Genomic DNA, 19,185 nt, shown 5'->3' with positions numbered 1-19,185 from the left:
CCCCGGGCCCCCAGCGCACCCGTGTGGTCAGCGAGAAGACCGCCAGGGAACTCGCCGCCATGCTGGAGTCCGTCGTCGACGACCGCGAGGGCACCGGCACCAAGGCGCAGATCCCCGGCTACCGCGTCGCGGGCAAGACCGGCACCTCCAACCGGGTGGATCCCGGCACCGGCCGCTACCACGGCTACACCGCCTCCTTCGCCGGCTTCGCCCCCGCCGACCAGCCCCGGATCACCGTCTACTGCGCCATCCAGAACCCCACCAAGGGGAGTTACTTCGGCGGCCAGATCTGCGGACCCGTCTTCAAGCAGGTCATGGAGTTCTCGCTGAAGACCCTCCAGGTACCCCCGTCCGGCACCCAGCCGCCCCGGCTGCCGGTGAGCTACGACGGCCAGTGAGACCCGGGAGCGGCCGTGACGACCATCACCCCCGACCCCGGGAACCGCGGCACCGCGTGCCCCTCACTTCGCGACGGGGCGGGTGCGCCCGGTACGCTCACCGCCGTGCCCCACGCTGATCAGTCCCACACCAGCCCCACGGAAGCCCCTGCCGCACAGCCCGTCCGGCCGGGAGCGCCGCGCCCCACCCAGGTCCGCCCCGTGCCCGTCACGGAGCTGGCCGGTCAGCTGGGCATCCCCGCCCCCGGGGGCCCGGCCGCCGAGGCCACCGGCATCACCCACGACTCGCGGGCCGTCCGCCCGGGCGACGTCTACGCCGCCCTGCCCGGCGCCCGCTTCCACGGCGCGGACTTCGCCGCCCAGGCCGCGAAGCTCGGCGCCGTCGCCGTGCTGACCGACCCGGCGGGCGCCGAGCGCGCCGCCGCCACCGGTCTGGCCGTGCTCACCGTCGCCGACCCGCGCGGCCGGATGGGTGAGCTCGCCGCGACGCTCTACGGGCGCCCCGGCGACGACCTGCTCCAGATCGGGATCACCGGTACCTCCGGCAAGACCACCACCGCGTACCTCGTCGAGGGCGGCCTCAAGGCCCTCGGCGGCCTCACCGGCCTCATCGGCACCGTGGAGTCCCGCATCGGTGACGAGCGCATCAAGTCCGAGCGCACCACCCCCGAGGCCACCGACCTCCAGGCGCTCTTCGCCGTGATGCGCGAGCGCGGCGTCCGCTCGGTCGCCATGGAGGTCTCCAGCCACGCGCTGGTGCTCGGCCGCGTCGACGGCTGCGTCTTCGACGTCGCCGTCTTCAACAACCTCAGCCCGGAGCACATGGAGTTCCACTCCGGCATGGAGGACTACTTCCAGGCCAAGGCCGAGCTCTTCACCAAGGCCCGCAGCCGCGTCGGCGTCGTCAACCTCGACGACGAGTACGGCCGCCGCCTCGCCGAGGGTGCCGCCGAGGTCCCCGTGATCACCTTCTCCGCAGAGGGCCGCCCCGAGGCCGACTGGCGCGCCGAGGACGTCGAGATCGGACCGTTCGACTCGACCTTCACCGTCCACGGGCCGGACGGCGAGACCGTGCGCGCCCGCTCCCCGCTGGCCGGGCCGTTCAACGTGGCCAACGCCCTCGCCGCGATCACCGCCCTCGTCGCCGCCGGGGTCGAGCCCCAGGCCGCCGCCGACGGCGTCGCCGCCGTCCCCGGCGTCCCCGGCCGCCTGGAGCGCGTCGACGCGGGCCAGCCCTACCTGGCCGTCGTCGACTACGCGCACAAGACGGACGCCGTCGAATCGGTTCTCCGCGCCCTGCGCGAGGTCGGCACCGGCCGCGTGCACGCCGTGCTCGGCTGCGGCGGTGACCGCGACACCACCAAGCGCGCCCCCATGGGCGCCGCGCTGGCCCGGCTCGCCGACACCGCCGTGCTGACCTCCGACAACCCCCGCTCCGAGGATCCCCTCGCGATCCTCGCCACCATGCTCGCGGGCGCCGCCGAGGTGCCCGCCGACGAGCGCGGCAAGGTCCTCCTGATGGAGGACCGCGCCGACGCCATCGCCGCCGCGGTCGCCCGCGCCGAACCCGGCGACACCGTCGTGGTCCTGGGCAAGGGCCACGAACAGGGCCAGGACATCGCCGGGGTCGTGCGACCGTTCGACGACCGCCAGGTGCTGCGCGAGGCCGTCGAGCGCCGCGCCGCGGCCGCCTTGCCGACTTCGCCGATCAAGCACCGGAACGACCAGGGATGACAGACCGCCATGCGCCAACCCTCCCCCCGGCAGCTCTCCCGAACGGACGGAGGTAATTCCCAGTGATCGCCCTGTCCCTCGCCGAGATCGCCGCCATCGTCGGCGGGCAGCAGCACGACATACCGGACCCGGGCCGCACGGCCGCGGGCCCGGTCGTGATCGACTCCCGTGAGGTACGGCCCGGCAGCCTCTTCGCGGCCCTGCCCGGCGACAAGGTCGACGGCCACGACTTCGCCGAGCGCGCCGTCGCCGCCGGAGCCGTCGCCGTCCTGGCCACCCGGCCCGTCGGGGTGCCCGCCATCGTCGTCGACGACGTCGTGGCGGCCCTGGGCGCGCTCGCCCGCGCCGTCGTCGAACGCGCGGACGCCACCGTCGTCGCCCTCACCGGCTCGGCCGGCAAGACCAGCACCAAGGACCTGATCTCCCAGCTGCTCGGCCGCCTCGGCCCCACCGTCGGCCCGCCCGGCAACTTCAACAACGAGATCGGCCTGCCGCTCACCGCGCTGCTCGCGGACGAGGACACCCGCCACCTCGTCCTGGAGATGGGCGCCCGCGGCATCGGCCACATCCGCTACCTGGCCGAGCTGACCCCGCCGCGCATCGGCCTCGTCCTCAACGTCGGCACCGCCCACATCGGCGAGTTCGGCGGCCGCGAGCAGATCGCGCGGGCCAAGGGCGAGCTCGTCGAGGCGCTGCCCACAGCGGCCGAGGGCGGTGTCGCCGTGCTCAACGCCGACGACCCGCTCGTCCGCGCGATGAGCGGCCGCACCAAGGCCCGCACGGTCCTCTTCGGCGAGGCCGAGGACGCCGACGTGCGCGCCGAGAACGTCCGCCTCACCGCGACGGGACAGCCCTCCTTCACGCTCCACACACCCACCGGGTGCGGGGACGTGACCATGCGGCTGTACGGTGAGCACCACGTGTCGAACGCGCTCGCCGCGGCCGCCGTCGCCCACGAGCTGGGCATGCCCGCGCAGGAGATCGCCACCGCGCTCTCCGAGGCGGGCCAGCTCTCGCGCTGGCGGATGGAGGTCACCGAGCGTGCGGACGGCGTGACGATCGTCAACGACGCCTACAACGCGAACCCCGAATCCATGCGAGCGGCGCTGCGCGCGCTGGCCGCCATGGGACAGGCCGCAACGGCGAAGGGGGGCCGCACGTGGGCCGTGCTCGGCCAGATGGCCGAGCTCGGGGACGACGCGCTCGCCGAGCACGACGCGGTCGGGCGGCTCGCCGTCCGGCTCAACGTCAGCAAGCTCGTGGCAGTCGGGGGCAGGGAAGCGGCCTGGCTGCAGATGGGCGCCTACAACGAGGGTTCGTGGGGTGAGGAGTCGGTGCACGTGTCCGACGCGCAGGCGGCGGTCGACCTGTTGCGCAGCGAGCTGCGCCCGGGTGACGTCGTGCTGTTGAAGGCGTCCCGGTCGGCCGGTCTGGAGCGGGTCGCCCAGGCGCTGCTCGGCGGCGAGGGCGAGGGCGGCCACTGATGAACCAGATCCTGTTCGCGGGTGTCATCGGTCTCTTCCTGACCCTCATCGGCACCCCGCTGCTGATCAAGTTCCTCGCCCGCAAGGGCTACGGCCAGTTCATCCGTGACGACGGCCCGCGCGGCCACGCCGGGAAGAAGGGCACACCCACCATGGGTGGCATCGCCTTCATCCTGGCCACGCTGATCGCGTACGCCGCCACCAAGGTGATCACCAGCAAGGAGCCGACCACCTCGGGCCTGCTGGTGCTGTTCCTGACCGCGGGCATGGGCCTCGTCGGCTTCCTCGACGACTACATCAAGATCGTCAAGCAGCGCAGCCTCGGTCTGCGCGCCAAGGCGAAGATGGCCGGCCAGCTGATCGTCGGTATCGCCTTCGCCGTGCTGGCGCTCCAGTTCGCGGACACCCGCGGCCAGACCCCGGCCTCCACCCGGCTGTCCTTCACCCAGGACTTCGGCTGGTCCATCGGCCCGGTGATCTTCGTGGTCTGGGCGCTGTTCATGATCCTCGCGATGTCGAACGGCGTGAACCTCACCGACGGCCTCGACGGCCTCGCCACCGGCGCCTCCGTGATGGTCTTCGGCGCGTACGTCTTCATCGGCACCTGGCAGCACGGCCAGTGGTGCGGCAACTCGCTCACCGCCGGTGCCGCCTGCTACGAGGTGCGCGATCCGCTCGACCTCGCCGTCGTCGCCTCCGCCCTGATGGGCTCCTGCTTCGGCTTCCTGTGGTGGAACACCTCGCCCGCGAAGATCTTCATGGGCGACACCGGTTCGCTCGCCCTCGGCGGCGCGCTCGCGGGTCTGGCGATCTGCTCCCGCACCGAGCTGCTGCTCGCCCTCCTGGGCGGCCTCTTCGTCCTGATCACCATGTCCGTGGTCATCCAGGTCGGCTCGTTCCGCATGACCGGGAAGCGCGTCTTCCGGATGGCCCCGCTCCAGCACCACTTCGAACTCAAGGGGTGGAGCGAGGTCCTTGTGGTGGTCCGCTTCTGGATCATCCAGGGCCTGTGCGTGGCCGTCGGGCTCGGGATCTTCTACGCCGGATGGCTGGCGGTCAAGTGACCTCTGCGGAATTCAGCGGCAAGCACATCACCGTCGCCGGCCTCGGTGTGAGCGGCGTCAGCGCCGCCCGCGCCCTGGCCGGCCTCGGCGCCCGGGTGACCGTCGTCGACGGCGGTGACAACGAGGCGCTGCGCGAGCGCGCCGAGGAGCTCCGGGCGGCGGGCGTCGCCGTCCGCCTCGCGGACGCCGCCACCCTGCCCGAGGGCACCGACCTCGTCGTCACCTCGCCCGGCTGGAAGCCGGACAGCCCGCTCTTCGCCGCCGCGGCGGAGGCGGGTGCCCCGGTGATCGGCGACGTCGAGCTCGCCTGGCGGCTCCGCGGCCCCGACGCGGCCCCCTGGCTCGCGGTCACCGGCACCAACGGCAAGACCACGACCGTGCAGATGCTCGCCTCGATCCTCCGGGCCGCGGGCCTGCGCACCGCCGCCGTCGGCAACATCGGCACGCCGATCGTCGACATCGTGCTCGAAGGCGGGGCCTACGACGTCCTGGCCGTCGAGCTCTCCAGCTACCAGCTGCACTGGGCGCCCTCCGTACGGGCGCACTCCGCGGCCGTGCTCAACCTCGCCCCGGACCACCTCGACTGGCACGGCTCCATGGCCGCCTACGCCACCGACAAGGGCCGTATCTACGAGGGCAACCAGGTCGCCTGCGTCTACAACGCCGCCGACAACCGCACCGAGCACCTGGTGCGCGAGGCGGACGTGGAGGAGGGCTGCCGCGCCATCGGCTTCACCCTCGGCCCGCCCGGCCTGTCCATGCTCGGCGTCGTCGACGGCATCCTCGTCGACCGGGCCTTCGTCGCGGACCGGCAGAAGAACGCCCAGGAGCTCGCCGAGGTCTCGGACATCGAGCCCGCGGCCCCGCACAACATCGCCAACGCCCTCGCCGCCGCCGCGCTCGCCCGCGCCTTCGGCGTCGAGCCGAAGGCCGTACGGGAGGGCCTGCGCGCCTTCCGCCCCGACGCCCACCGCATCGCCCACGTCGCGGACGTGGACGGCGTCGCCTACGTGGACGACTCCAAGGCCACCAACACCCACGCCGCCCAGGCGTCGCTGGCGGCCTACGACCGGGTCGTGTGGATCGCGGGCGGCCTGGCCAAGGGCGCGACCTTCGACGAGCTCGTCGCCTCGGCCGCGCAGCGGCTGCGCGGCGTCGTCCTCATCGGCGCCGACCGGGCGCTGATCGCGGAAGCACTGGCGCGACACGCCCCGGATGTCCCGGTGGTCGACCTCGACCGGACCGACACTGGGGCGATGACGGCAGCGGTCCTTCAGGCCGCGCGGCTCGCCGGGCCGGGTGACACCGTGCTCCTGGCCCCGGCCTGCGCCTCGATGGACATGTTCGTCAACTACAACAAGCGCGGCGAGGCGTTCGCCGAGGCGGTCCGGGCCCTCGCGGGGCCCGAGCGAGGCCGCGGCACCGACCAGTAGCCGCACGGTCCCTCAAGGCCCGGTTCCCCCGTACGACGGCGGGAGCCGGGCCCCGGCGTGACCGGGCGGCGCGGGAGACCAGCGAAGGGGACACCCGGATGCACGCGGACGACATCGCGAGGCCACTCGCCGGGTGGACGGCCCTGCGGGGGCCCGTCGCGCGCTCCCGGACCGCCAGGACGGCCCGTCCCCGCCCGGCGGCGGGCCGCGGGGGCAAGCCGGGCCCCGGCAGGCCCCGGCCGCCCCGCGGCACCGTCCTGGGCGGACTGCGGGCCCTGCACGCCCGCGCCAAGCGGGCCTGGGACCGGCCGCTGACCGCCTACTACCTGATCCTCGGCGGCTCGCTGCTGATCATCGTGCTCGGCCTGGTGATGGTCTACTCCGCCTCCCAGATCAAGGCGCTGCAGAACGGTCTGCCGCCCAGCTTCTTCTTCCGCAAGCAGCTGCTCGCCGCCGCCATCGGCACCGTGCTGCTGCTCGCCGCCGCCCGCATGCCCGTCAAGCTGCTGCGGGCCTTCGCCTACCCGGCGCTCGCCGGCTCCTTCTGCCTGCTCTGCCTGGTCCAGGTGCCCGGCATCGGCGAGACCATCAACGGCAACACCAACTGGATCGCCCTGGGCGGCCCCTTCCAGCTCCAGCCGAGCGAGTTCGCCAAACTCGCGCTCGTGCTGTGGGGCGCCGACCTGCTGGCCCGCAAACAGGCCAAGAAGCTGCTCACCCAGTGGAAGCACCTGCTGGTGCCCCTGGTGCCCGTCACCTTCGTACTGCTCGGGCTGATCATGCTCGGGGGCGACATGGGGACCACCGTCGTCCTCACCGCCGTACTGCTGGGGCTCCTGTGGATCGCGGGCGCCCCGACCCGGCTCTTCTCCGGGGTCTTCGGCGTCACCGCCGTGCTGGCCGTACTGTTCATCAAGACCAGCGCCAACCGGATGTCCCGCCTGGCCTGCATCGGCGCCACCGACCCGGGCACCAATGACCAGTGCTGGCAGGCCGTGCACGGCATCTACGCCCTGGCCAACGGCGGCTGGTTCGGTGCCGGGCTCGGGGCGAGTGTGGAAAAATGGGGCGAACTCCCCGAACCCCATACGGACTTCATCTTCGCCATCACCGGCGAGGAGCTCGGTCTCGCGGGGACGCTGTCGGTGCTCGCCCTGTTCGCGGCTCTAGGCTATGCGGGTATCCGCGTGGCCGGACGCACGGAGGACCCCTTCGTGAGGTACGCCGCGGGAGGGGTGACCACCTGGATCACGGCCCAGGCCGTGGTCAACATCGGCGCGGTGCTCGGTCTGCTGCCGATCGCCGGGGTGCCCCTGCCGCTGTTCTCCTACGGAGGGTCCGCCCTGCTGCCGACCATGTTCGCCATCGGGCTGCTGATCGCCTTCGCGCGCGACGAACCCGGTGCGCGGGCGGCGCTGGCCATGCGGCAGCCTGGGGTGAGATGGAAGACGATGAGACGGCGCGTCAAGAAGCGACCGTCCGGAGAGCGGTGAATTTCGGTGCATGTCGTACTCGCCGGTGGGGGGACCGCCGGCCACATCGAGCCCGCGCTCGCCCTCGCGGACGCCCTGCGCAGGCAGGACCCGACCGTGGGGATCACGGCGCTCGGCACGGAGCGGGGTCTGGAGACCCGGCTCGTGCCCGAGCGGGGCTATGAGCTGGGCCTGATCCCCGCCGTCCCGCTGCCGCGCAAGCCCACGCCCGAGCTGATCACGGTCCCCGGGCGGCTGCGCGGCACGATCAAGGCCGCGGAGCAGATCCTGGAGCGCACCAAGGCGGACTGCGTGGTCGGCTTCGGCGGCTACGTGGCGCTGCCCGGCTACCTGGCCGCCAAGCGGCTCGGCGTGCCGATCATCGTGCACGAGGCCAACGCGCGCCCCGGCCTGGCCAACAAGATCGGCTCGCGTTACGCGGCCGGTGTCGCCGTGTCCACCCCGGACAGCAAGCTGCGCAACGCCCGCTACGTGGGCATCCCGCTGCGGCGCACCATCGCGACCCTGGACCGGGTCGCCGCCCGGCCGGAGGCGCGCCACTACTTCGGGCTCGACCCCAACCTGCCGACGCTGCTGGTCTCCGGCGGTTCGCAGGGTGCCCGCAGGCTGAACGAGGTCGTCCAGGCCTCGGTGCCGTTCCTGCAGCGCGCGGGCATCCAGATCCTGCACGCGGTCGGTCCGAAGAACGACCTGCCGCATGTGGACAACATGCCCGGAATGCCGCCCTATGTCCCGGTACCGTACCTGGACCGGATGGATCTCGCGTACGCCGCGGCCGACATGATGCTCTGCCGCGCGGGTGCGATGACCGTCGCCGAGCTGTCCGCCGTCGGGCTGCCCGCCGCCTATGTCCCGCTGCCCATCGGCAACGGCGAACAGCGGCTCAACGCCCAGCCGGTGGTCAAGGCGGGCGGCGGTCTGCTGGTCGACGACGCCGAGCTGAGCACGCAGTGGCTGCAGAGCCAGGTGCTCCCGGTGCTCGGCGACCCGCACCGGCTGTACGAGATGTCCCGCGCCGCCGCCGAGTTCGGGCGCCGCGATGCCGACGACCTGCTCGTCGGCATGGTGTACGAGGCGATTGCCGCACACAGAGCGGGCTGAGTGCCCGTAGGAGCAGGAGGCTAGGGGAGCGTGGCCGGACCGACGACCGCTCAACGCGGTGGCTCGAAGAGCAGGAACGCGAGGAGCGGGAAGTCGGCCCGGTCCGGCCCCTCCCGGCCGCCCGGCAAACGCCCGGCGCGCCGCCCCCGGCCCACGCGCCGCAGGTTCGTCCTGTGGGCCGTCCTCACCGTGCTGGTGGGCGGCGCGGCCGGCTGGGCCCTCTATGGCTCCAGCTGGCTGCGCGCCACCCGGGTGGAGGTCAGCGGGCTCGCCGTGCTGACGCCCGAGGAGGTCCGCGCGGCCGCCGCCGTCCCGCTCGGCGAACCCCTCGTCTCGGTGGACACCGACGCCATCGCCGAACGCCTGCGCAAGGCCCTGCCGAGGATCGACACCGTCGACGTCGAACGGTCATGGCCGCACGCGATCGCACTGAAAGTGGTCGAGCGACAGCCCAGGGCGATCATCGAAAAAGGCGGAAAGTTTATTGAAATCGACGGTTCGGGCGTGCGGTTCGCCACAGTCGATCACGCCCCGCCGAACGTCCCCCGGCTCTCCCTGGAGGCCGCGACCTCGCCGAGCCTGCGCCGCTTCGGGCCCGCGCGGCTGGAGCGCGAGGGCGTCCGGGTCGCCGAGGCACTGCCCGCCGCCGTGCGCGCCGCCACCCGCGTCATCCACGTACGCTCGTACGACGCCATCACCCTCGACCTGACGGGTGGTCGGACGGTGGTCTGGGGGAGCGGGGAGCGTGGCGAGGCGAAGGCGCGCACGCTCCTGGCGCTCCTGAAGGCCGCGAAGGGCGCGAACCACTTCGACGTGAGCGCTCCCAGCGCCCCCGCGGCGTCGGGGAGTTGACGGAGAGGCGGCTCTCGCAGCACCCTGACTGGCTACGGCTATGGGTGATCACATAGGGTGAAAAGAAAAACGGGAGGTTCGGCGTGTTCGTTGAACACGCGCCGCTTGTCGACTTAGTGTCCTGTTCGGAGAACTCCGGCGAACGGCGGCACCCGTAACCCTAAACTTCAGGTTGAGGGTTCGGGTCGGCACTTCGGAACCGTCCCCCAGGCATACGTAACTCGAGGCGAGAGGCCTTCGACGTGGCAGCACCGCAGAACTACCTCGCAGTCATCAAGGTCGTCGGCATCGGCGGCGGTGGCGTGAACGCCATCAACCGGATGATCGAGGTCGGTCTCAAGGGCGTCGAGTTCATCGCGATCAATACCGATGCACAGGCCCTGCTGATGAGCGACGCCGACGTCAAGCTCGACGTCGGCCGGGAGCTCACCCGGGGCCTCGGCGCCGGCGCGAACCCCGATGTCGGCCGCAAGGCCGCCGAGGACCACCGCGAGGAGATCGAGGAGGTCCTCAAGGGGGCCGACATGGTCTTCGTCACCGCGGGCGAGGGCGGCGGCACCGGCACCGGTGGCGCGCCCGTCGTCGCCAACATCGCCCGCTCGCTGGGCGCCCTGACGATCGGTGTGGTCACCCGCCCGTTCACCTTCGAGGGCCGCCGCCGGGCGAACCAGGCCGAGGACGGCATCGCCAGCCTCCGCGACGAGGTCGACACCCTCATCGTGATCCCCAATGACCGACTGCTGTCCATCTCGGACCGTCAGGTGAGCGTGCTCGACGCGTTCAAGTCTGCCGACCAGGTGCTGCTGTCCGGTGTCCAGGGCATCACCGACCTCATCACCACCCCGGGTCTGATCAACCTCGACTTCGCGGACGTCAAGTCCGTGATGTCCGAGGCGGGCTCGGCGCTCATGGGCATCGGCTCCGCCCGCGGCGACGACCGCGCGGTGGCCGCCGCGGAGATGGCCATTTCCTCGCCGCTGCTGGAGGCGTCCATCGACGGCGCCCGCGGTGTGCTGCTCTCCATCTCCGGCGGCTCCGACCTCGGTCTCTTCGAGATCAACGAGGCCGCGCAGCTGGTCAGCGAGGCCGCCCACCCCGAGGCCAACATCATCTTCGGTGCGGTCATCGACGACGCCCTGGGCGACGAGGTCCGGGTCACGGTCATCGCCGCCGGGTTCGACGGCGGCCAGCCGCCGGCCAAGGGCAGCCGGGACAAGGTGCTCGGTTCCACCTACGGCGGCGGCCGCGAGGAGAGCCCCGCGGCGCCGACCCCGCGTCAGGCCCCCGCGGCCGACCCGGTCCGGCCCTCCTTCGGCGGTCTCGGCAGCGTGACCCCGCGCAGCGAGGAGTCCCCGCTCGCCGACCCGGCCCCGGTCGCCGAGATGCCCCCGCCGCCGGCGGTCTCCCCGCAGGTTCCCCCGGCCCGTCCCTACCAGGACTCGACCGCCGAGGAACTCGACGTCCCGGACTTCCTCAAGTAGTACTCCGCGAGTGAGCGGGCCCCCAGGGATCACTTAGTGATAGGGCATCAGCACGCAGTGACATGCGAAGACCACGTGGGCGGCGCCCACTTCGCCTTCACCGACCGGTGGGGCGGGGTGAGCGCCGCTCCGTATGACGAGCTCAACCAGGGCGGCGGGGTCGGCGACGACCCCGCCGCCGTGCGGACCAACCGCGAGCGGGCGGCGAAGTCGCTCGGGCTCGACCCGGCCGGGGTCGTCTGGATGCACCAGGTGCACGGGCGGGACGTGGCCGTGGTCGACGGACCGTGGGACCCCGCGGACCCGGCCGGAATCCCCGCGGTCGACGGGGTGGTGACGGCCCGTCGCGGTCTCGCCCTCGCCGTGCTGACGGCGGACTGCACCCCGGTGCTGCTCGCCGACCCGGTCGCCGGGGTCACCGGCGCGGCCCACGCGGGCCGCCCGGGGCTGGTCGCCGGAGTGGTCCCCGCGACCGTCGAGGCGATGACCGGCCTGGGCGCGGACCCGGCCCGGATCGTCGCTCTCATCGGCCCCTCGGTCTGCGGCCTGTGCTACGAGGTGCCCGAGACCATGCGCGCCGAGGTCGCGGAGGTCGTGCCGGAGGCCCGGGCCACCACCCGCAAGGGCACCCCGTCCGTGGACGTGGCCGCGGGGGTCCGTGCCCAGCTGCACCGGCTCGGCATCCGGGTGGCGAAGCAGTCACCCGTCTGCACGCTGGAGTCGGCGGACCATTTCTCTTACCGGCGCGAGCGCATCACCGGGCGGCTCGCGAGCTACGTCTGGTTGGACGCGGAACTGTGACGGACCGTAGAACGGAACTGGCCGAGAACCTGGCACGGGTGGAGGAACGTATCTCCTCCGCCTGCGCCGCGGCGGGCCGCGGGCGCGAGGAGGTGACCCTCATCGTGGTCACCAAGACCTACCCCGCGAGCGATGTACGGCTGCTCGCCGAGCTGGGGGTCCGGCACGTCGCCGAGAACCGCGACCAGGACGCCGCCCCCAAGGCCGCCGAGTGCGCGGACCTGCCCCTGAACTGGCACTTCGTCGGACAATTGCAGACGAACAAGGTCCGTTCGGTGCTGGGATATGCCGATGTGGTGCACTCGGTCGACCGAATGCGACTGGTCACGGCCCTCTCGACGGCGGCCGTCCGGGCCGGGCGCGAGGTCGACTGCCTGATCCAGGTGGCCCTCGACGCCGAGTCGGGCGAGCGCGGGGAGCGCGGGGGCGTCGCCCCGGACGGGGTGCTGGAGCTCGCGGACGCGCTCGCCGCGGCGGAAGGACTCCGGCCGGCGGGCCTCATGACGGTCGCTCCGCTCGCCGGTCCCTACGCGGGACGGCCCCGGGCGGCCTTCGACCGGCTGATGGAAATCTCAACGGGCCTGCGCGCGGCCCATCCTGCTGCGAACATGGTGTCAGCAGGTATGAGCGCGGATCTGGATGACGCCGTTGCGGCCGGGGCGACACATGTACGTGTCGGCTCGGCGGTACTCGGAGTCCGACCCCGGCTCGGGTAACGTCGCCAAGAAGTCGGACCACAGCAGAAAATATGGTCATTCCCATCAAAAGGTGGGCGGACCGCGTGGATCCGGGCCCGTTGACGGAGCCGATCCACCACAGAGCGGAGGACGCAGAGAATGGCCGGCGCGATGCGCAAGATGGCGGTCTACCTCGGCCTCGTGGAGGACGATGGGTACGACGGCCCGGGGTTCGACCCCGATGACGAGTTCGAGCCCGAGCCGGAGCCCGACCGGCGACGGCAGCAGCAACACCAGGCCCAGCAGACACAATCGGACGAACCGGTCCGAGTCGCCCAGCCACCTGCCCAGCGCGAACCCGCTCCGCTCGTAGCGGAAACGGGACGACCCGCCCGAATCGCCCCCGTGGCATCCATCACACCCGAACGCCACTCTCTGGAGAAGAACGCACCGGTGATCATGCCCAAGGTTGTGTCCGAGCGGGAGCCCTACCGCATCACGACATTGCACCCTCGGACCTACAACGAGGCCCGTACCATCGGGGAACACTTCCGTGAGGGCACCCCGGTGATCATGAATCTCACGGAGATGGACGACACCGACGCGAAGCGACTTGTCGACTTTGCCGCCGGTCTCGTCTTCGGACTCCACGGCAGCATCGAGCGGGTGACGCAGAAGGTGTTCCTGCTGTCTCCTGCTAACGTCGATGTCACGGCGGAGGACAAGGCCCGCATCGCAGAGGGTGGGTTCTTCAATCAGAGCTGAGACGCAAAACCGGTCAATGCCGGGTGAATGACGGCCCGACAGGCCGGGTACGAGCAAGGGGAGAGGGAAGCGCGAGAGATGAGCATCGCACTCGACGTGATCTACATCGCGCTGTACTGCTTCCTGTTCGTCCTGATCTTCCGGCTGGTGATGGATTACGTCTTCCAGTTCGCACGCTCATGGCAACCCGGTAAGGCGATGGTGGTCGTCCTTGAGGCCACCTACACTGTCACCGATCCACCGCTCAAGCTTCTGCGGCGGGTCATCCCGCCGCTGCGTCTCGGGGGCGTGGCGCTCGACCTGTCCTTCTTCGTACTGATGATCATCGTCTACATCCTGATCACCGTCGTGAGCCGGCTGTGAACGCGGCTGTGAACGATACGGTCTTGCCGATTGCCGACGACTACGTTGAGGTGAAGAAGAGATGCCGTTGACCCCCGAGGACGTGCGGAACAAGCAGTTCACGACCGTCCGGCTACGAGAAGGCTATGACGAGGACGAAGTCGATGCCTTTCTCGACGAGGTCGAGGCCGAACTGACCCGGTTGCTCCGGGAGAACGAGGACCTGCGCGCCAAGCTGGCCGCCGCCACGCGTGCCGCCGCGCAGAACCAGCAGCAGGGAATGCGCAAGCCCGAGCCGCAGGACCAGCGAGGTCCCGGGGCTCCCGTGCCCGCCGCCATATCCGGACCGCAGCCGGTGCCGCCGCAGCAACAGCAGATGGGCGGCCCGCCGCAGCTGCCGGGCGGTGCCCCGCAGCTTCCGGCAGGCCCCGGCGGTCACGGCCACGGTCCCCAGGGCCCGCACGGTCCCGGCCCGATGGGACAGAACGGTCCGATGGGTGGCCCCATGGGCGGCCCCATGGGACAGAACGGACCGATGGGTCAGAACGGCATGGGCCAGAACGGTCCCATGGGGCAGAACCCCATGGGTCAGAACGGTCCTATGGGGCAGAACGGCCCCATGGGTCAGGGCGGTCCGATGGGCGGCCCCGGTCCCCAGCTGCCGCAGCCTGGCCAGGGTCCGGGCGGTGACAGTGCCGCCCGAGTGCTGTCGCTCGCTCAGCAGACCGCCGACCAGGCGATCGCGGAGGCCCGTTCCGAGGCCAACAAGATCGTCGGCGAGGCGCGCAGCCGCGCCGAGGGTCTGGAGCGGGACGCCCGCGCCAAGGCCGATGCCCTGGAGCGGGACGCCCAGGAGAAGCACCGCGTCGCGATGGGCTCGCTGGAGTCCGCCCGCGCCACGCTGGAGCGCAAGGTCGAGGACCTGCGCGGCTTCGAGCGGGAGTACCGCACGCGCCTGAAGTCCTACCTGGAGAGCCAGCTGCGCCAGCTGGAGAACCAGGCGGACGACTCGCTGGCCCCGCCGCGCAACCCCAACACCCCGTCGCTGCCCGCGGCCCCCTCGATGAGCGGGTCGATGGCCTCGGCAGGTGCGGGCATGGGCGGTCACAGCATGGGCGGCAACCCGTCCATGGGCGGCAACACCTCCATGGGGGGCAACACCCCGATGGGTGCCCCGTCGTACGGCGGCCAGCAGCAGATGTCCCCGGCGATGACCCAGCCGATGGCACCGGTGCGGCCGCAGGGCCAGCAGTCGATGCCGCAGGCGCCGTCCCCGATGCGGGGCTTCCTGATCGACGAGGACGACAACTAGTCGGCGGCGCGCAGCCGACGGCAATCAGCGGGCCGGGCCCGGGACATGAGTCCCGGGCCCGGCCCGTTTTCGGTGGTTTTCCCCCACCTGTTCCCTTGCCCCGCTTTTTCTGATGCACACACAAAAGCGCCGGTCGCCCGGGGGATCCCTGGGCGACCGGCGCTTCCGGTTCGTTACGCCTTGCGGAGACGGAACGTCAGGCCGAGACCCTCGTCCTCGAACGGCTCGCCGAAGGAACCGTCCGCGTCACCGGAGAGGAAGTCGGTCGCCAGGACCTCGTCCGCGATGAGCATCGCGTGCTCCGTGAGCGCCGTCGTGGTCTCGTCCTCCGTCGCCAGCCAGCGCAGCGCGATACGGTCCGCGACGTCCAGGCCGCTGTTCTTGCGGGCCTCCTGGATCAGCCGGATCGCGTCACGGGCGAGGCCCGCGCGGCGCAGCTCGGGCGTGATCTCCAGGTCGAGGGCCACGGTGGCACCCGAGTCGGAGGCCACCGACCAGCCCTCGCGCGGGGTCTCGGTGATGATGACCTCGTCGGGGGAGAGCGCCACGGTCTCGCCGTCCACCACCACGGACGCGGTGCCCTCGCGCAGCGCCAGCGACAGTGCGGCGGCGTCCGCCTCGGCGATCGCCTTGGCCACGGCCTGCACACCCTTGCCGAAACGGCGGCCGAGCGCCCGGAAGTTCGCCTTGGCGGTCGTGTCGACCAGCGAACCCCCGACCTCCGAGAGGGAGGCCAGCGAGGAGACGTTGAGCTCCTCGGCGATCTGGGCGCGCAGCTCGGTACCCAGGTCCTCGAAGCCGGCGGCCGCGACCAGCGCGCGGGACAGCGGCTGCCGGGTCTTGACCCCGGACTCCGCGCGGGTGGCGCGGCCGAGCTCGACCAGACGGCGCACCAGCAGCATCTGCCGGGACAGCTCGGGGTCGATGAGCGCGGTGTCGGCCTTCGGCCAGGTCGACAGGTGCACCGACTCCGGCGCCTGGGGGGTCACCGGGACCACCAGGTCCTGCCACACCCGCTCGGTGATGAACGGGACCAGCGGCGCCATCAGGCGGGTGACGGTCTCGACGACCTCGTGCAGCGTGCGCAGCGCGGCCGCGTCACCCTGCCAGAACCGGCGGCGGCAGCGCCGCACGTACCAGTTGGACAGGTCGTCCACGAAGGTGGACAGCAGCTTGCCCGCGCGCTGGGTGTCGTACGCCTCCAGCGCCTGGGTGACCTGGTCGGTCAGCGCGTTGAGCTCGCTGAGCAGCCAGCGGTCGATCAGCGGCCGGTCCGCCGGGGCCGGGTCGGACGCCGAGGGCGCCCAGCCGGACGTCCGGGCGTAGAGCGCCTGGAAGGCCACCGTGTTCCAGTAGGTGAGGAGCGTCTTGCGGACGACCTCCTGGATCGTGCCGTGGCCCACGCGGCGCGCGGCCCACGGGGAACCGCCCGCGGCCATGAACCAGCGGACCGCGTCGGCGCCGTGCTGGTCCATCAGCGGGATCGGCTGGAGGATGTTGCCCAGGTGCTTGGACATCTTCCGGCCGTCCTCGGCGAGGATGTGCCCGAGGCAGACCACGTTCTCGTACGACGACTTGTCGAACACCAGGGTGCCGACCGCCATCAGGGTGTAGAACCAGCCACGCGTCTGGTCGATGGCCTCCGAGATGAACTGCGCCGGGTAGCGCTTCTCGAAGAGCTCCTTGTTCCGGTACGGGTAGCCCCACTGGGCGAAGGGCATCGAGCCCGAGTCGTACCAGGCGTCGATGACCTCGGGCACGCGGACGGCGGTGTGGGAGCAGCCGTCGGCGGTGCAGGTGAAGGTGACCTCGTCGATGTACGGGCGGTGCGGGTCGAGGCCGCTCCGGTCGGTGCCGGTGAGCTCGGAGAGCTCGGCCAGCGAGCCGACGCAGGTGAGGTGGTCGTCCTCGCAGCGCCAGACGGGCAGCGGGGTGCCCCAGTAGCGGTTGCGGGAGAGCGCCCAGTCGATGTTGTTGTTCAGCCAGTCGCCGAAGCGGCCGTGCTTGACCGAGTCGGGGAACCAGTTGGTCTTCTCGTTCTCCGCCAGAAGCCGGTCCTTGACGGCGGTGGTGCGGATGTACCAGGACGGCTGCGCGTAGTACAGCAGCGCGGTGTGGCAGCGCCAGCAGTGCGGGTAGCTGTGCTCGTAGGCCACGTGCTTGAAGAGCAGGCCGCGCTCGGAGAGGTCTTCGACGAGCTTCTCGTCGGCCTTCTTGAAGAACTGGCCGCCGACCAGGCCAAGGCCCTCCTCGAAGGTGCCGTCCGGGCGGACCGGGTTGACCACCGGCAGGCCGTAGGCGCGGCAGGTCTTCAGGTCGTCCTCACCGAAGGCCGGGGCCTGGTGGACGATACCGGTGCCGTCCTCGGTGGTGACGTACTCGGCGTTGACGACGAAGTGGGCGGCCTCGGGGAACTCGACCAGGTCGAACGGGCGCCGGTAGGCCCAGCGCTCCATCTCGGCTCCGGTGAAGGACTGACCCGTCGCCGTCCAGCCCTCGCCGAGGGCCTTCTCCAGCAGCGGCTCGGCCACGACCAGCTTCTCGCTGCCGTCGGTGGCCACGACGTAGGTGACGTCGGGGTGCGCGGCGGCGGCCGTGTTGGAGACCAGCGTCCACGGGGTGGTCGTCCACACCAGCAGCGACGCCTCGCCCGCCAGCGGGCCGGACGTCAGCGGGAAGCGGACGAAGACCGACGGGTCGACGACCGTCTCGTAGCCCTGCGCCAGCTCGTGGTCCGACAGGCCGGTGCCGCAGCGGGGGCACCAGGGGGCGACGCGGTGGTCCTGGACCAGCAGGCCCTTCTTGAAGATCTCCTTCAGCGACCACCACACGGACTCGACGTACTCGGGGTCCATGGTGCGGTACGCGTCGTCCAGGTCCACCCAGTAGCCCATGCGGGTGGTGAGCTCGGCGAAGGCGTCCGTGTGCCGGGTCACCGACTCGCGGCACTTGGCGTTGAACTCGGCGATGCCGTACGCCTCGATGTCCTTCTTGCCGTTGAAGCCCAGCTCCTTCTCGACCGCGAGCTCGACCGGCAGGCCGTGGCAGTCCCAGCCCGCCTTGCGGCCGACGTGGTAGCCCTGCATCGTGCGGAAGCGGGGGAAGACGTCCTTGAAGACGCGGGCCTCGATGTGGTGGGCGCCCGGCATGCCGTTGGCGGTCGGCGGGCCCTCGTAGAACACCCACTCGGGGCGGCCCTCGGACTGCTCCAGGCTTCGGGCGAAGACCTTGCTCTCGCGCCAGAAATCGAGCACGGCGTGCTCGAGCGCGGGCAGGTCCACCTGGGCGGGTACCTGGCGGTACTGCGGCTGCGGACTCATGGGGTGCTTCCTCCGGCGGGACGTCATGGCGCTGTCCGTCGGAGGGACGAGAGACGCTGCTCCCGCGGTACCACCCTCCTTGGCCGCGGGCGTGCGCCCGTGGCCCCCTCATTGGGCCGCGATGCCGGTTCTACTGACCGCGGGCGGACCCGGGGCGTTCTTCCGGCGGCTCAGGGCTGATCTTCACACCGCGCACGCCCCCGGGCTTCCACCGTCCCCGAGTCGCTCCTGGCTGCGTACGGCGCTACTCGTCCCTTCCACGCCTTTCGCTGCGCCCAGTGTAAGGGCCCGCGCCGACCACGGCCCACCGGATACCGGTGAGGGCCGGGGGCGGGGCGCGCGGCCGGTGACCGGCGTGCCCCGTTGCCGCGTGCCCGGTGGGGATTTATCGTTCCGGCACGATTCGCGCGCAAGATCATAAAATGTGAAGGGGCCGCGATCATGGTGGCGAAGAAGACGGCGGCGAAGTCCGCGGCGGGTGCCGCGGCCGGGAAAACCGCAGTCGGGAAGGCTGCGCCGGGGGAGGCGGCGGCCAAGGCCACGAAGAAGGCCGCGAAGACGACGACCGCGAAGGCGGCCGGGAAGACCGCCGCTGCGGCGAAGAAGACGACCGCCGGAGCCACCCGGTCGGCCCCTGCGAAGGCCGCGAAGAAGACAGCCGGGGCGGAGGGCAGGGCAGAGGGCAAGGCGGCCGCGCCCGCACCCGCGAAGAAGGCCGCGCCTGAGAAGAAGGCCGCAGCGGCGAAGAAAGTCGCGAAGAAGGCCACGGAGAAGGTCACGAAGAAGGCCACGGAAAAGGTCATGGGAAAGGCCGCCCCCGCCGCTCCCAAGGCCGCGCCCGCACGGAAGGCCGCTGCCCCTGCCGCGAAGAAGGCCCCCGCCGCCAAGAAGGCCCCCGCCAGGAAAACGGCCGAGGCCGCCGCAGGAG

General features: G+C 71.7%; 16 protein-coding genes. 15 read left to right on the top strand and 1 reads right to left on the bottom strand.

The window, feature by feature from the left end; genetic code table 11:
• The 14 genes from K6I34_RS11255 to K6I34_RS11190 all read left to right on the top strand — a co-directional run.
• A partial coding sequence (locus tag K6I34_RS11255) for a penicillin-binding transpeptidase domain-containing protein (RefSeq protein WP_275127032.1) occupies nucleotides 1-398 on the top strand: 398 nt, incomplete at its 5' end.
• A gap of 15 nt (nucleotides 399-413) precedes the next feature.
• Nucleotides 414-2,132 (top strand): UDP-N-acetylmuramoyl-L-alanyl-D-glutamate--2,6-diaminopimelate ligase, encoded by a 1,719-nt coding sequence (locus K6I34_RS11250; RefSeq protein ID WP_229324843.1) that lies wholly within the window; start codon nucleotides 414-416, stop codon nucleotides 2,130-2,132.
• Between the two features lie 62 nt (nucleotides 2,133-2,194).
• The gene (murF, locus tag K6I34_RS11245; RefSeq protein ID WP_229324841.1) at nucleotides 2,195-3,616 is read left to right on the top strand and encodes a UDP-N-acetylmuramoyl-tripeptide--D-alanyl-D-alanine ligase; all 1,422 of its coding nucleotides are present in this window, start codon (nucleotides 2,195-2,197) and stop codon (nucleotides 3,614-3,616) included.
• The gene (gene mraY, locus K6I34_RS11240) at nucleotides 3,616-4,680 is read left to right on the top strand and encodes a phospho-N-acetylmuramoyl-pentapeptide-transferase (protein ID WP_229324839.1); all 1,065 of its coding nucleotides are present in this window, start codon (nucleotides 3,616-3,618) and stop codon (nucleotides 4,678-4,680) included. Before murF ends, mraY begins: the two co-directional genes overlap by 1 nt.
• Nucleotides 4,662-6,113 carry a UDP-N-acetylmuramoyl-L-alanine--D-glutamate ligase gene (gene murD / locus K6I34_RS11235; protein ID WP_229324837.1) on the top strand — a complete coding sequence of 484 codons (1,452 nt, stop codon included), beginning with the start codon at nucleotides 4,662-4,664 and terminating at the stop codon, nucleotides 6,111-6,113. The genes mraY and murD overlap by 19 nt, the downstream gene beginning before the upstream one ends.
• 98 nt (nucleotides 6,114-6,211) lie before the next feature.
• A complete protein-coding gene (ftsW, locus tag K6I34_RS11230) occupies nucleotides 6,212-7,606 on the top strand; it encodes a putative lipid II flippase FtsW (RefSeq protein ID WP_229324835.1) in 1,395 nt (464 codons plus the stop codon).
• A gap of 6 nt (nucleotides 7,607-7,612) precedes the next feature.
• Nucleotides 7,613-8,707, top strand: a complete 1,095-nt coding sequence (gene murG, locus K6I34_RS11225; protein WP_229324833.1) for an undecaprenyldiphospho-muramoylpentapeptide beta-N-acetylglucosaminyltransferase — start codon at nucleotides 7,613-7,615, stop codon at nucleotides 8,705-8,707.
• A 30-nt stretch (nucleotides 8,708-8,737) separates the two neighbouring features.
• On the top strand, nucleotides 8,738-9,559 hold the full coding sequence (locus K6I34_RS11220) for an FtsQ-type POTRA domain-containing protein (RefSeq protein WP_229324831.1): 822 nt from the start codon (nucleotides 8,738-8,740) through the stop codon (nucleotides 9,557-9,559).
• A gap of 242 nt (nucleotides 9,560-9,801) precedes the next feature.
• Nucleotides 9,802-11,040, top strand: a complete 1,239-nt coding sequence (ftsZ, locus tag K6I34_RS11215) for a cell division protein FtsZ (RefSeq protein ID WP_229324829.1) — start codon at nucleotides 9,802-9,804, stop codon at nucleotides 11,038-11,040.
• A gap of 36 nt (nucleotides 11,041-11,076) precedes the next feature.
• Entirely contained in the window at nucleotides 11,077-11,841 is a 765-nt protein-coding gene (gene pgeF, locus K6I34_RS11210; protein ID WP_374230888.1) for a peptidoglycan editing factor PgeF, read from the top strand.
• Complete coding sequence (locus tag K6I34_RS11205) at nucleotides 11,838-12,557, top strand: YggS family pyridoxal phosphate-dependent enzyme (RefSeq protein ID WP_229324825.1); 720 nt, start codon at nucleotides 11,838-11,840, stop codon at nucleotides 12,555-12,557. Before pgeF ends, K6I34_RS11205 begins: the two co-directional genes overlap by 4 nt.
• 120 nt (nucleotides 12,558-12,677) lie before the next feature.
• Complete coding sequence (locus tag K6I34_RS11200) at nucleotides 12,678-13,283, top strand: cell division protein SepF (protein WP_229324823.1); 606 nt, start codon at nucleotides 12,678-12,680, stop codon at nucleotides 13,281-13,283.
• Nucleotides 13,284-13,361: 78 nt separating this feature from the next.
• A complete protein-coding gene (locus K6I34_RS11195) occupies nucleotides 13,362-13,646 on the top strand; it encodes a YggT family protein (RefSeq protein WP_121797799.1) in 285 nt (94 codons plus the stop codon).
• 61 nt (nucleotides 13,647-13,707) lie between these two features.
• Nucleotides 13,708-14,937 (top strand): DivIVA domain-containing protein, encoded by a 1,230-nt coding sequence (locus tag K6I34_RS11190; RefSeq protein ID WP_229324821.1) that lies wholly within the window; start codon nucleotides 13,708-13,710, stop codon nucleotides 14,935-14,937.
• Between the two features lie 173 nt (nucleotides 14,938-15,110).
• Here K6I34_RS11190 and ileS read toward each other — a convergent pair whose 3' ends face one another.
• Nucleotides 15,111-18,257 (bottom strand): isoleucine--tRNA ligase, encoded by a 3,147-nt coding sequence (gene ileS / locus K6I34_RS11185; protein WP_229324819.1) that lies wholly within the window; start codon nucleotides 18,255-18,257, stop codon nucleotides 15,111-15,113.
• Between the two features lie 441 nt (nucleotides 18,258-18,698).
• Here ileS and K6I34_RS11180 point away from each other — a divergent pair.
• On the top strand, nucleotides 18,699-19,185 hold a 487-nt coding region (locus tag K6I34_RS11180; RefSeq protein WP_229324817.1), incomplete at its 3' end, for a hypothetical protein.

The sequence above is a fragment of the Streptomyces sp. UNOC14_S4 genome, assembly GCF_020740835.1.
In the GTDB taxonomy this organism is placed as follows: Bacteria; Actinomycetota; Actinomycetes; order Streptomycetales; family Streptomycetaceae; genus Streptomyces.
Note: the sequence above shows the minus strand (reverse complement) of the source record. Positions and strands in the feature narration are given on the sequence as shown.

Coding starts and splice junctions, on each gene's coding strand:
- mraY (WP_229324839.1), top strand. CDS start 3,616: ATGAACCAGATCCTGTTCGCGGGTGTCATCGGTCTCTTCCTGACCCTC.
- murD (WP_229324837.1), top strand. CDS start 4,662: ATGGCTGGCGGTCAAGTGACCTCTGCGGAATTCAGCGGCAAGCACATC.
- ftsW (WP_229324835.1), top strand. CDS start 6,212: ATGCACGCGGACGACATCGCGAGGCCACTCGCCGGGTGGACGGCCCTG.
- K6I34_RS11200 (WP_229324823.1), top strand. CDS start 12,678: ATGGCCGGCGCGATGCGCAAGATGGCGGTCTACCTCGGCCTCGTGGAG.
- K6I34_RS11195 (WP_121797799.1), top strand. CDS start 13,362: ATGAGCATCGCACTCGACGTGATCTACATCGCGCTGTACTGCTTCCTG.
- K6I34_RS11190 (WP_229324821.1), top strand. CDS start 13,708: ATGCCGTTGACCCCCGAGGACGTGCGGAACAAGCAGTTCACGACCGTC.
- ileS (WP_229324819.1), bottom strand. CDS start 18,257: ATGAGTCCGCAGCCGCAGTACCGCCAGGTACCCGCCCAGGTGGACCTG.